Here is a 12,078-nt window from a genome sequence, read left to right as displayed (position 1 = left end):
ATGATATATACAGATAAGGTTATGGACCATTTTAGAAATCCAAGAAATGTTGGCGAGATTGAAAATGCAAATGGTGTAGGTGAAGTTGGAAACGCTAAGTGCGGAGATATAATGAAAATCTACTTAAAGGTTAACGATAATGGAATAATAGAGGATGTTAAATTTAAAACATTTGGATGTGGATCAGCTATAGCGTCATCTTCAATGGCAACTGAACTTATCATGGGTAAACATATTGATGAAGCATGGGAACTATCAAACAAGGCTGTTGCAGAAGCACTAGATGGTCTTCCACCTGTTAAAATGCACTGTTCAGTTTTAGCAGAAGAAGCTATTCATAAGGCTATTAATGATTACAGAAAGAATGCAGGTCTTGAACTTTGGGACTTCGAAGAACATGGAGATGATTTACACGATCACATTCATGGTGAAGAGTAGGAGTTAAGATGAAAAAAAAGGTTGTAGTAGGTATGAGTGGCGGAGTCGATAGTTCCGTTGCTGCTTACCTTTTAAAAAAACAGGGTTATGATGTTATAGGTATAACTTTAAGAATGTCACCAGATGATGATGAATTTGCTGAAAGAGAAGGCGGATGCTGTTCATTATCAGCAGTAGAGGATGCAAGAAGAGTTTGTGACAAGTTAGAGATACCTTTCTACGTCTTGAACTTCAAAGATATATTTAAAGAAAAAGTCATAGACTATTTTGTTGATGAATATATGGATGGGAAGACTCCAAACCCATGTATAGCATGTAACAAGCACATAAAGTTTGATGCTTTACTTCAAAAAGCAAGAGGTATTGGAGCAGAATATGTTGCAACAGGACACTATGCTAAAATTGAAGAGAAGGATGGGAGATTCCTTTTAGTTAAATCTGATGATGATAGAAAAGATCAGACATATGCTTTATATAATTTTACACAGGATCAATTGGCTCATACTTTAATGCCTTGTGGTGAATATACTAAGGATAAAATCAGAGAGATAGCTAAAGAGATAGGTCTTGCAGTACATAATAAGAAGGATAGTGAAGAAATTTGCTTTATTCCAGATAATGACCATGGAAGATTTATATTAGAAGAGAAAAAAGGTAAGGTTAAGACTGGGAATTTTGTAGATAAAGATGGTAATATTCTTGGGAAACATAAAGGAATAGTTTATTATACAATAGGTCAAAGAAAAGGATTAGGGATAGCCCTTGGTAGACCTGTATTTGTAACTGATATAAATCCTAGAACAAAAGAAGTTGTATTAGGACCAGAGGAAGATATATTTAAGACTGATTTACTAGCTAAGGATGTTAATTTCATTCCTTTTGATAAACTGGAAAGAGAAATTACTGTTACTGCAAAAGTTAGATACCTTGCTAAACCAGCAGAAGCAATTCTTTACCCGGAAAAGGATGGAAAAGCAAGAGTATCTTTTAAGGAAAAACAAAGAGCAATAACTAAAGGTCAATCTGTTGTTTTCTACCAGGGTAATATTGTAGTTGGTGGTGGAATTACTGATAGAGTATTATAATATCAAAATAAAAGAGTGATAAAATCCGCTGTATTAATACAGCGGATTTATTTATTTTGGTTAGATAAATGAGCAATTAAGAAAAGAAAATTATAAATTATGATAATGCTTAAAAAAATCACGATTTACCAATAAATATCTCATTAACTTAAGATTAATTTAATGCTTCAACTGAAGTAACAATAATCCTTTTATATTTTATAATAATGGTGTATAAGTATAATTATGGGGGTGTTTATAGGTATGAAGAATAATAAGGTAAGACCAGGTATCCTAATAATAGGAATATTATTAATAAGCAGTTTATTATTAATTTTTAGAATATTTACACAAGATAAAAATGTTCTTAATGTAAGTATTAGTAATAGCTCATTAGAAAAATATAATAGTATTAGTGTTTATGAAAAAGGTGGCGACAAGGAATATGGAATAGTAAGTGATTTATTTCCAGAAGGTAAAAGCAAAGCAAAAGTTAAATTAGACAGCACATTATCTGAAAGTTCAATCTATATGAAATATAGAAATGCTACAGGTGAAGAAATGGAAGTATGTATACTTGGTTATATAGAGAATGGGGTAGGTGGTACTGTTAATGTGGATTTTCAGGCCAATGAAGAGGTAGTTATAACTAATTAATTATGAGGGTAGAAATAAAAAACTATTATATACAGGAAGCTTAGACTATTAAAGTAGTTTTAAGCCCCTATATATGATAGTTTTCTTTATTTAAAAATTACTATCTCTAAATATAATAATACTTCTTTGAGGATCTTCTATAAAATTTAGATTAAGACCATCCTTTTCTGTAGTAATAAAATCAATAAATCCTTTGGATAGATTATTTGTAGAGTCCTCTGTAGTACTTTCTATAGTCCAAAGACTTTCATTACGCTCGTTTTCAAATATTATGAAATCATTTAATACAACAACTTGAATATATTTACATTCACTCTCTATTTCATCTAGTGCATCTAAAGCATCAACCTTTGAAATGGCAAGTACAAAGGGTATAAATGGAATCTTTTTAGTATTACCATGGAACTGATATATAGCTAAAGGTTTGCTTCCGTATATAGATGTATTATGTTTTTCTCCTTTTCTATCAATACGCACATCAAAGCTCCTAATACTTATTTTAATATATTATAGTTCAATATATGAAAAGAAGTTCGTTATTATAAAAAAATTAAAAAAACTTATATTACTGTATATAAAAATATAAAATCTTTCATTTTAATTATTGACTAGTATAAATAATTATGATAAAATAAAAATTTACAATTATTTAGTTATGTGTTATACTTATATAGTAAGGCATAAGGGGGTAATTATTTGTTTAAAATAGGTGATAAAATTGTTTATCCAAGTCAAGGTATCGGAGTGGTAGATCTTATAGAGGAAAGGGAGTTTGATGGTAAAATCCAGGATTATTATAAGATACATCTTTTAAATGATACTATGAAATTGACATTACCTTGTAGTCGAGTGAAACAATCTGGAATGAGATTAATTAGTGATTGTAAAACTATAGATAACAAGCTAAAGAATATAACTGATTATACAACTGATATGGAAGAATTAAAGAAATCAAGTTATAAAGATAGAATCCTTATGAATTCTGATAAAATAAAATCAGGATCTTTAGTAGATTATTTAGAGGTGATATGTAATCTTACACAAGTTAGAATACATCATCATTTAACAGCTAGTGAAAAAAGAATTTTAGACAGTACTAAGAAGGTTGTAATAGAAGAGATAAGCCAATCTAAGGATATTTCTAATGAAGTAGCGGAAGATTTATTGAATTTAGCAATTAATTTTTAGAAGATTTTACAAAGTACTTGCAAAGTTATACAGTATATGTTATACTGTATAAAGTAAGTAAAAAAAGATTTTTTATAGGTTTATAAGTTTCTCCTTTAGAGAAAGATTATACAATATATTAATCTTTATTTTAAAAGGAGGAAATTTATATGTCAGATAAGACTTTAGTATGCAGAGATTGTGGTAGTGAATTCGTATTTACTGTAGGAGAACAAGAATTCTATCAAGAAAAAGGATTTACAAATGAACCTACAAGATGTGCAGCTTGTAGAAGAGCTAAGAAAGAACAAAACAGAAGATAGTTTTGTTTTATTTAGAAGGCTATAAGTAAATTATAGCCTTCTTTTTATGTGTTTTCAAACTAAGACAAATTTAATAGGAAGTCCCTTTTAGTAAATAATCCAAGGAACATATCGTTTATTATCATATCTATAATAAAAAGTTTCGTCATCCTGGCAAAATACAACTTCACTATAAATTTAATTTAGAATAATTATATAAGTAGGTGACAAGCATGGGAGATTTAATGAAAATTAACATGTATGTAGATAAGAAAAAAAGAAGTAACAAAAATATAAATATTGAGGTTCTAAAAAATAACTTTATTGACTACGAGAGATGGTTAGATAAAACTAAAAGACCAGATGGAATTGAGAATTATAAGTTGTTTTTAAAAAAGAATTAAATTTGAGGTGAATTTTAAATAATTCACCTTATTTTTTTGCCCATTTTTTAGAAAAATATAAAAAAAATTCTTTTGCTATTTTATTGACAAAATGGCAAAAATATCATATTATAAAATCATAGTAAGCAGATAAGTATTATAAGTGTAAAATAAAGGGGGAAAATAACATGTCAAAAATTTATAAAAACCTAACAGATTTAATAGGAGGAACTCCATTATTAGAATTATCAAATTATAGTAAAAAACATAATTTGGGAGCTACAGTGCTAGCTAAATTAGAAAGCTTTAATCCAGCTGGAAGTGTAAAGGATAGAATAGCTTATGCAATGATTATAGATGCAGAAGAAAAGGGAACTTTAAAGGAAGGATCAGTAATTATAGAACCTACTAGTGGAAATACTGGAATTGGTATAGCATCAGTTGCAGCAGCTAAAGGGTATAAAACAATAATTGTTATGCCTGAAACAATGAGTATTGAAAGACGTAGTTTAATCAAAGCTTATGGGGCAGAGATAGTGCTAACTGAAGGTGCTAAAGGAATGAAGGGTGCTATTGCAAAGGCACAAGAACTTGCTGATGAAACTCCTAATTCCATTATACTTGGTCAATTTGTTAATCCAGCAAATCCTGAAGTTCATAAAAGAACAACTGGACCTGAAATATGGGAAGATACAGATGGAAAAGTTGATATATTAGTATCAGGTATTGGAACAGGTGGTACTATATCAGGTGCTGGTGAGTACTTGAAGTCTAAGAATCAAAATCTTAAGGTAGTAGGGGTTGAGCCATCTGCATCACCAATTTTATCAGAAGGCTGGGCTGGACCACATAAAATTCAAGGTATAGGGGCAGGATTTGTTCCAGATACTCTTAATACTAAAATATATGATGAAATAATTAAAGTGGACAATGAAGATGCATTTGCCTTAGGTAAAGAATTATCTAAGACAGAGGGGTTATTAGTTGGTATATCATCTGGAGCAGCTACTTATGCAGCTATAGAAATTGCAAAACGTCCTGAAAATGTAGGAAAGACAATAGTTGTAATACTACCTGATACAGGAGAACGTTATATATCAACAGCATTGTTTGAGGACTAATTGTTTGGAGAATAGAAGGAAAATATGTAAATGTCAAGAAGGGAAGAAGTATATTAATGAAAATTACCAGAGAGGGATTCGCAAATGGGGCTGAGAAGAATCTTTAATGGAAGTTAATAGAATGCATCCTGGAACTCTGAGTTGAAATAATAGTAGACTTTTGCAGGAGCGCCTGTTATAGCGCAAATAAGATGTTATTAGATCCTATGATATAATATTCAGAGTGGAACCGCAGATATAATGCCGCCTCTGTAAATACAGAGGCGGCATTTTTTTACTCAAAAATAAGTAAATAAATAAATTGGGGGGATATAAATTGAAAAAAACTAGGTTATTAAGTTTATTTTTAGGGGCAAGTTTATTTTTAGGGGCAAGTTTGTTAATTATTGGTTTGGTAGGATGTGGCTCAGAAAAATATGGAGAAAAAAAAGAATCAGTAGAACTTTTAAATGTTTCTTATGATCCTACAAGGGAACTATATACGAAATACAATGAGAGTTTTATTAAATATTGGAAAGAAAAAAATGGTCAAGATGTATCTATACTTCAATCCCATGGAGGTTCTGGAAAACAAGGACGTGCGGTTATTGAAGGATTGGAAGCAGACGTAGCTACACTAGCTCTAGCATATGACATTGACGCTATTAGTGAGTCTGGGTTAATAGATAAGGCTTGGCAGAGTAGACTTAATGATAATAGTTCACCATATACTTCAACAATTGTTTTTCTTGTTAGAAAGGGTAATCCTAAGAATATAAAAGATTGGGGTGACCTAGTTAAGCCAGGGGTATCTATAATTACACCTAATCCTAAAACATCTGGTGGAGCTAGATGGAATTACCTAGCTGCATGGGCATATGCACTAGACAAAAATAATAAAGATGAAAGTGCTGCTAAGAATTTTGTTGCACAATTATATAAGAATGTTGAGGTACTAGATTCAGGTGCTAGAGGCGCAACTACAACATTTGCAGAAAGAGGAATTGGAGATGTACTGCTTGCTTGGGAAAATGAAGCATTCTTATCTATTGACGAATTAGGTGCTGATAAATTTGATATAGTTGTTCCATCCTTAAGTATTCTTGCTGAACCACCAGTTGCAGTTGTGGATAAAGTAGTTGATAAAAAAGGAACTAGAGAGGTTGCAGAAGGTTATTTAGAGTATTTGTATAGCAAAGAGGGACAAGAGATTGCAGCTCAAAACTATTACAGGCCAAGAGACCCTGAAGTTGCAGAAAAGTATAAGGATAAATTTCCTGCAATTAATCTAGTAACTATCAATGATGTTTTTGGTGGTTGGACTAAAGCACAGAAAGAGCATTTTGCTGATGGTGGAGTATTTGATCAGATATATGTTCCTAAATAACATATTAAGCAAGAAATAAAGGAGATGGGGAGATGATTATAAAAAAGAAAAGAGTTTTGCCAGGGTTTAAATTAAGCCTAGGTATTACCTTTACTTATTTAAGTCTTATTGTTCTTATACCGCTTGCAGCTCTTGTAATTAAAGGTGCAGGTATGGGACTTGATACTTTTGCAGAAACAGTATTAAACCCAAGAGTTATAGCAGGATTTAAGGTGAGTTTTGGCTGTGCTTTAATAGCAGCATTTATAAATAGCATTTTTGGACTACTTCTGGCTTGGATTTTGGTTAGATATGATTTTCCTTTTAAAAGATTTTTAGACGGTTTTATTGATTTACCCTTTGCATTACCAACAGCAGTTGCAGGTATTGCTCTTACAACTTTGTATTCAGAGAATGGTTGGATTGGTAAGACACTTTATTCAATAGGAATTAAATCTTCATTTTCTACTGTAGGTATTATAATTGCTTTAATATTTATTGGAATACCTTTTGTTGTAAGGACGATCCAGCCTGTATTAGAAGAGCTAGACTTTCAATATGAAGAGGCAGCAACAATTCTTGGAGCAGGTAAGTTTAAGATATTTATTAAGGTTATATTACCAGCTATTATATCTCCATTATTAACTGGTTTTGGATTAGCTTTTGCAAGAGGAATAGGGGAATATGGTAGTGTTGTGTTTATTTCTGGAAATATGCCAATGAAAACAGAAATAGCTCCACTTCTAATAATGAGTAAACTAGAACAATATGATTACAGCGGTGCAACTGCAATCGCAATAGTTATGTTAGGGGTATCATTCATTATGTTATTCATTCTAAATTTAATCCAAAATAGATCTAATAAATTTATGGAGGTGTAGGGTGTTAGAAGTTAAGAAAAGATTAGCAACTGATAATGATAGCATATATGTAAAATGGATATTAATCGGGCTGGGTGTAGCATTTATTCTCTTAATGCTAGGATTTCCATTAATACTTATTATTGTTGAAGCTTTAAAGAAGGGATTAAGTGCATATAGTGCAGCTGTAACAAATAAAGATACTTTTAAAGCAATTGAGTTTACTGTAGTTGCAACAGTTATTGCTACTATATTTAATACTATTTTTGGAGTTTTTGCAGCTTGGGCTATTACTAAGTTTAATTTTAAGGGGAAGAATTTATTAACTACAGTAATTGATTTACCCTTTGCGATTTCACCAGTAATTGCAGGTTTGGTATTTATATTAACTTTTGGACGTGGGGGATTGTTCGAAAACTTTCTTGTAACTAATGACTTGAAAATCGTTTTTGCTATGCCGGGTATTGTACTTGCAACACTTTTTGTAACATTCCCCTTTGTAGCTAGGGAATTAATACCTCTTATGAGTGCTCAAGGAAGCGATGAAGAAGAGGCAGCTGCAATGATGGGGGCTAGAGGTTTTACTATATTTAGAAAGGTAACCCTTCCTAATATTAAGTGGGGACTTATCTATGGTATGATTCTTTGCTCTGCAAGAGCAATGGGAGAGTTTGGAGCAGTATCTGTTGTATCAGGACACATAAGAGGTAAGACAAATACTCTTCCACTCCATGTTGAAATACTATATAACGAATATCAGTTTTCAGCAGCATTTGCGGTAGCATCTATACTTGTAATTATGGCAGTTGTAATTTTGGTTTTGAGAAATATTGTTGAGTGGAAAGGTAAGAAGGAGGAATAAGATGCAGGTTGAACTTAAGAACTTAAATAAATCCTTTGGGGACTTTAGAGCTTCAGATAATGTCAGCTTTGAAATAGAAGAAGGGAAATTAATAGGACTTCTTGGACCAAGTGGTAGCGGAAAAACAACTATATTAAGAATGATTGCAGGCCTTGAAACTCCAGACGATGGGGAAATTAAAATAGGTGGTATTAGAGTTAATGAGATACCTGCTGGAAAACGTGGTATAGGTTTTGTATTTCAAAATTACGCATTATTTCGTCATATGACTATATATGATAATATTGCCTTTGGTCTGAGAGTACAGAAAAAGGATAGAAGTGAGATAGATAAAAGGGTAAATGAACTAATAGAACTTATTGGTTTAAAAGGCTTAGAAAAGAGATATCCTCATCAGCTTTCAGGTGGACAAAAACAAAGAGTAGCATTTGCTAGGGCACTAGCTCCAAATCCAAAGCTACTATTACTAGATGAACCTTTTGCTGCTATTGATGCTAAGGTTAGAAAAGAACTTAGAACATGGCTAAAAGAGATGATAAGTAAACTTAAGATAACCAGTATTTTTGTTACACATGATCAAGAGGAGGCAGTTGAAGTTGCAGATGAGATAATAGTTACTAATAAAGGTAGAGTAGAACAAAAGGGTAGCCCTATTGAAATATATAAGAATCCAAAGACTCCCTTTGTAGCTCAGTTTATTGGTGAGTCAACAGTAATTGAAGACTATACAGAATTAAAAGGTTTTGGAGAAAAAATACTTGGATCTAAAGCAGTACTACGACCAGAGTTTGTTCAGATTGCTAAAAATAAAGGGGAAATAGTAAATTTTTCAGCTACTGAAAAAGGTGTGATTACATTTATAGCATTTAGAGGGAATAATGAACTTATTAAAGTACAGATTGGTAATATATTCATTACAGGATACCGTAGTTTAGAAGATGAAATATTGGAGGTTGGGGATGAGGTAATAGTATTAATCCATAGACTTTATATATTTGATGATAAAAATGCTAGGATGATTGAAAATGGTTTAAAAGTTGATCCAATGCCTATTTATATTTAGATAAAGGGAGGGAAAGAGATTGTGAGAGTTGAGAGAATTGATACTGATGTTTTAATAGTTGGGGGAGGTACTGCTGGTTGCTATGGAGCTATTACTATAGCAGAAAAATCTGATACAAGGGTCCTAATCCTTGAAAAGGCACATATTAAAAGAAGTGGTTGCCTTGCAGCAGGTGTTAATGCACTAAATGCCTATATAGTTAAAGGTAAAAGACCTGATGATTACGTAGAATATGCTAAAAAGGATGCAGATGGAATAGTAAGAGAGGATTTATTATTAACTATGTCCAATAGATTAAATGATGTTACTAAAAAACTCGAAGATATTGGACTAGTTATACTTAAGGATGAACATGGTGAATATGTAACTAGAGGTAACAGAAATATAAAAATTAATGGGGAAAATATAAAACCTCTTTTAGCACAAGAAATAAGAAAATATAAAAATATAAAAGTTATGAATCACGTTAATGTTATTGATTATATAGTAAGCAATGGTGAGATTATAGGTTCATATGGATTAGATGTTAATAAAGAGGTATTCTATCTAATTCAAGGAAAAGCAGTGATCTGTGCAACAGGAGGAGCTTCTGGTATTTATAAATCTAACAATCCAGGTTTTTCTAGACATAAAATGTGGTACAGTCCTTTTAATACAGGTGCAGGTTTTGCTATGGGAATTAGAGCAGGTGCTGAAATGACAACCTTTGAAATGAGATTTATAGCTTTACGATGTAAAGATACTATAGCGCCAACAGGAACAATAGCTCAAGGAATCGGTGCAGAACAAGTTAATGGACTTGGTGAAGAATATGGAAGTAAATATGGGTTCACCACCTCAGAAAGACTTTATGGAACTGTAATGGAGAATTTAGAAGGAAGAGGTCCTTGTTATCTTAGAACCTCGGGAATTTCAATTGAGGAAGAACGAGATTTATTGAAAGCTTATTTAAATATGGCACCTAGTCAAACTTTAAAATGGGTTCAATCGGGTAAAGGACCAAGTAATGAAGATACTGAAATAGAAGGTACTGAACCGTATATTGTAGGAGGACATACAGCAAGTGGTTATTGGGTAGACACAAATAGAGAAACTACAATTAAGGGGTTATTTGCAGCAGGTGATGTTGCTGGCGGTTGTCCTCAGAAATATGTAACGGGAGCTTTGGTGGAGGGAGAAATAGCTGGAACATCAGCTATTAGATATATAAAGGAGAAGAAATTAAAATTAGTTAGTAATGAAGACTTAAAGAAAAAGTTTGAAGAAGTAAAATCAATATTAAGCGACGAGGAAAATTTATATTCTATAAACGAATTAGAAGAAGCCATGCAAAAGGTTATGGATGAATATGCTGGTGGCATTAGTACAAACTATGGATTTAATTTAAATAGTCTTGATATAGCAGAGAAAAAAATAGACTCAATAACTACTTTAAGTGAAGGATTGAAAGGAAAAGATATGCATGAGTTAATGCAGATTTTTGAATTAAAAGAACGACTTGTTGTGTGCAAGACTCTAATTGCACATTTAAGAGCTAGAAAAGAAACAAGATGGCATTCCTTTGCTGAAAACTTAGATTACCCTAATAAGGATGATAAATGGCTTAAATATGTAAATTCAAAGTTGATTAACGGACAGGTTGAAATAATATTTAGGGATCTTGTAGAAAGAGGTGTAAGCTATGAGCATCAAAATTAATAAGGATAGGTGCACTGGTTGTGGAAAGTGTAGATTAGTTTGTCCAGGTTCATTAATTAAGAAGGACGAAGAAGGTAAATCATTTATCAAATTTCCTAAAGATTGCTGGGGATGTACTTCATGTATTAAGGAATGTAACGATAAAGCAATATCCTATTATCTTGGTGCTGACATCGGTGGGGTAGGAAGCATTGCTTATACAGTTAAAGAGGGGAATATTACTAATTGGATTATAGAAGATAACCAAGGTGTAATAAGTAATATAGAAATTGATAAAAATAATGCTAATGCATATTAGGGGAGGATTTTATGGATCATTTAGATAGATTAGAGGCAGAAAGTATATTTATTTTAAGAGAAGCATATAAAAAAATAGGAAAATTGGGTATGCTTTGGTCAATTGGTAAAGATTCAACAGTATTATTATGGCTTGCAAAGAAGGCATTCTTTGGATTTTGTCCATTCCCATTTATTCATGTGGATACAACATATAAAATACCAGAAATGATTGAGTACAGAGATAGAGTAGCAAAAGAATTAAATTTAGATCTTATTGTTCATACAAATAAGGAAGCAATCAATGAAGGAATGGGTCCTGACAAAGGAAGACTTACTTGCTGTAATGCACTTAAAACTGAAGGGTTACAGCAAGTAGTTAGTGTATATGGTTTTGAAGGACTTATAGTGGGAGTTAGACGAGACGAGGAAGGATCACGTTCCAAGGAAAGGGTGTTTAGCGAAAGGAATAAGGATTATTCATGGGACTATTCAAACCAACCACCAGAACTTTGGGATCAGTTTAAAACAGACTTTCCAAAGGGAAATCATATTAGAATACATCCATTATTAGCTTGGAATGAAGTTGATATTTGGGAGTATATAAAGAGAGAAGAAATTCCTATAATAGATTTATACTTTGCAAAAGATGGAAAAAGATATAGAAGTTTAGGCTGTGCTCCTTGTACTGGCAAAATTGAATCAAGTGCAAGTAATTTAGATGAAATAATAGAAGAATTAAAGAATACTGAAACTAGTGAACGTGCTGGAAGAGCACAGGATCAAGAAGATTCTTATGCAATGCAAAAATTAAGAAAAGATGGTTATATGTAATATAAAGG

The 12,078-nt window shown here is 32.0% G+C and carries 15 protein-coding genes; 14 read left to right on the top strand and 1 reads right to left on the bottom strand.

All coding sequences use genetic code 11. From position 1 onward, the window contains the following. From nifU to ACSYT2_RS07120, 3 genes are all read left to right on the top strand, one after another. Complete coding sequence (gene nifU / locus ACSYT2_RS07130) at nt 1-438, top strand: Fe-S cluster assembly scaffold protein NifU (protein WP_430856493.1); 438 nt, start codon at nt 1-3, stop codon at nt 436-438. Nucleotides 439-446: 8 nt separating this feature from the next. After that, nucleotides 447-1,523 carry a tRNA 2-thiouridine(34) synthase MnmA gene (gene mnmA / locus ACSYT2_RS07125; protein ID WP_438384327.1) on the top strand — a complete coding sequence of 359 codons (1,077 nt, stop codon included), beginning with the start codon at nt 447-449 and terminating at the stop codon, nt 1,521-1,523. A gap of 243 nt (nt 1,524-1,766) precedes the next feature. Further along, the gene (locus ACSYT2_RS07120; RefSeq protein WP_438384325.1) at nt 1,767-2,159 is read left to right on the top strand and encodes a hypothetical protein; all 393 of its coding nucleotides are present in this window, start codon (nt 1,767-1,769) and stop codon (nt 2,157-2,159) included. 90 nt (nt 2,160-2,249) lie between these two features. On the opposite strand, the gene ACSYT2_RS07115 is transcribed toward ACSYT2_RS07120, so the two are convergent. Then, nucleotides 2,250-2,636: a hypothetical protein gene (locus tag ACSYT2_RS07115; protein WP_430856490.1), complete on the bottom strand. Its 387-nt coding sequence runs from the start codon at nt 2,634-2,636 to the stop codon at nt 2,250-2,252. Between the two features lie 219 nt (nt 2,637-2,855). Here ACSYT2_RS07115 and ACSYT2_RS07110 point away from each other — a divergent pair, with 219 nt between their 5' ends. The 11 genes from ACSYT2_RS07110 to cysD all read left to right on the top strand — a co-directional run bounded on the left by ACSYT2_RS07110 (nt 2,856) and on the right by cysD (nt 12,070). Next, a complete protein-coding gene (locus ACSYT2_RS07110; RefSeq protein ID WP_430856489.1) occupies nt 2,856-3,347 on the top strand; it encodes a CarD family transcriptional regulator in 492 nt (163 codons plus the stop codon). Nucleotides 3,348-3,496: 149 nt separating this feature from the next. After that, nucleotides 3,497-3,649, top strand: a complete 153-nt coding sequence (locus ACSYT2_RS07105; RefSeq protein ID WP_430856488.1) for a zinc-ribbon domain-containing protein — start codon at nt 3,497-3,499, stop codon at nt 3,647-3,649. A 224-nt stretch (nt 3,650-3,873) separates the two neighbouring features. Continuing rightward, nucleotides 3,874-4,032 carry a hypothetical protein gene (locus ACSYT2_RS07100; RefSeq protein ID WP_438384321.1) on the top strand — a complete coding sequence of 53 codons (159 nt, stop codon included), beginning with the start codon at nt 3,874-3,876 and terminating at the stop codon, nt 4,030-4,032. 167 nt (nt 4,033-4,199) lie between these two features. Beyond that, entirely contained in the window at nt 4,200-5,132 is a 933-nt protein-coding gene (gene cysK, locus ACSYT2_RS07095; protein ID WP_430856486.1) for a cysteine synthase A, read from the top strand. Between the two features lie 316 nt (nt 5,133-5,448). Beyond that, nucleotides 5,449-6,498, top strand: a complete 1,050-nt coding sequence (locus ACSYT2_RS07090; protein WP_438384319.1) for a sulfate ABC transporter substrate-binding protein — start codon at nt 5,449-5,451, stop codon at nt 6,496-6,498. Nucleotides 6,499-6,533: 35 nt separating this feature from the next. Continuing rightward, nucleotides 6,534-7,358, top strand: coding sequence for a sulfate ABC transporter permease subunit CysT (gene cysT / locus ACSYT2_RS07085; RefSeq protein ID WP_430856700.1), 825 nt, complete (start codon nt 6,534-6,536; stop codon nt 7,356-7,358). Nucleotide 7,359: 1 nt separating this feature from the next. Next, nucleotides 7,360-8,199: a sulfate ABC transporter permease subunit CysW gene (cysW, locus tag ACSYT2_RS07080; protein WP_430856484.1), complete on the top strand. Its 840-nt coding sequence runs from the start codon at nt 7,360-7,362 to the stop codon at nt 8,197-8,199. Nucleotide 8,200: 1 nt separating this feature from the next. Beyond that, nucleotides 8,201-9,262 (top strand): sulfate/molybdate ABC transporter ATP-binding protein, encoded by a 1,062-nt coding sequence (locus ACSYT2_RS07075; protein WP_430856483.1) that lies wholly within the window; start codon nt 8,201-8,203, stop codon nt 9,260-9,262. 21 nt (nt 9,263-9,283) lie between these two features. Next, nucleotides 9,284-10,960 (top strand): adenylyl-sulfate reductase subunit alpha, encoded by a 1,677-nt coding sequence (locus ACSYT2_RS07070; RefSeq protein WP_438384316.1) that lies wholly within the window; start codon nt 9,284-9,286, stop codon nt 10,958-10,960. Then, the gene (locus ACSYT2_RS07065) at nt 10,944-11,258 is read left to right on the top strand and encodes a 4Fe-4S dicluster domain-containing protein (RefSeq protein ID WP_430856481.1); all 315 of its coding nucleotides are present in this window, start codon (nt 10,944-10,946) and stop codon (nt 11,256-11,258) included. The genes ACSYT2_RS07070 and ACSYT2_RS07065 overlap by 17 nt, the downstream gene beginning before the upstream one ends. An 11-nt stretch (nt 11,259-11,269) precedes the next feature. After that, entirely contained in the window at nt 11,270-12,070 is an 801-nt protein-coding gene (gene cysD, locus ACSYT2_RS07060; RefSeq protein ID WP_430856480.1) for a sulfate adenylyltransferase subunit CysD, read from the top strand. Nucleotides 12,071-12,078: the final 8 nt, after the last annotated feature.

It is taken from the genome of Clostridium zhoujianii, from assembly GCF_051590805.1.
In the GTDB taxonomy this organism is placed as follows: domain Bacteria; phylum Bacillota; class Clostridia; order Clostridiales; family Clostridiaceae; genus Clostridium.
The sequence above is the reverse complement of the archived record's forward strand: the minus strand, read 5'-3'. Positions and strand labels throughout refer to the sequence as shown.

Excerpts from the sequence above, each read along its gene's own strand:
- nifU (WP_430856493.1), top strand. The coding sequence starts at position 1 with ATGATATATACAGATAAGGTTATGGACCATTTTAGAAATCCAAGAAAT.
- mnmA (WP_438384327.1), top strand. The coding sequence starts at position 447 with ATGAAAAAAAAGGTTGTAGTAGGTATGAGTGGCGGAGTCGATAGTTCC.
- ACSYT2_RS07120 (WP_438384325.1), top strand. The coding sequence starts at position 1,767 with ATGAAGAATAATAAGGTAAGACCAGGTATCCTAATAATAGGAATATTA.
- ACSYT2_RS07105 (WP_430856488.1), top strand. The coding sequence starts at position 3,497 with ATGTCAGATAAGACTTTAGTATGCAGAGATTGTGGTAGTGAATTCGTA.
- ACSYT2_RS07100 (WP_438384321.1), top strand. The coding sequence starts at position 3,874 with ATGAAAATTAACATGTATGTAGATAAGAAAAAAAGAAGTAACAAAAAT.
- cysK (WP_430856486.1), top strand. The coding sequence starts at position 4,200 with ATGTCAAAAATTTATAAAAACCTAACAGATTTAATAGGAGGAACTCCA.
- ACSYT2_RS07075 (WP_430856483.1), top strand. The coding sequence starts at position 8,201 with ATGCAGGTTGAACTTAAGAACTTAAATAAATCCTTTGGGGACTTTAGA.
- ACSYT2_RS07065 (WP_430856481.1), top strand. The coding sequence starts at position 10,944 with ATGAGCATCAAAATTAATAAGGATAGGTGCACTGGTTGTGGAAAGTGT.
- cysD (WP_430856480.1), top strand. The coding sequence starts at position 11,270 with ATGGATCATTTAGATAGATTAGAGGCAGAAAGTATATTTATTTTAAGA.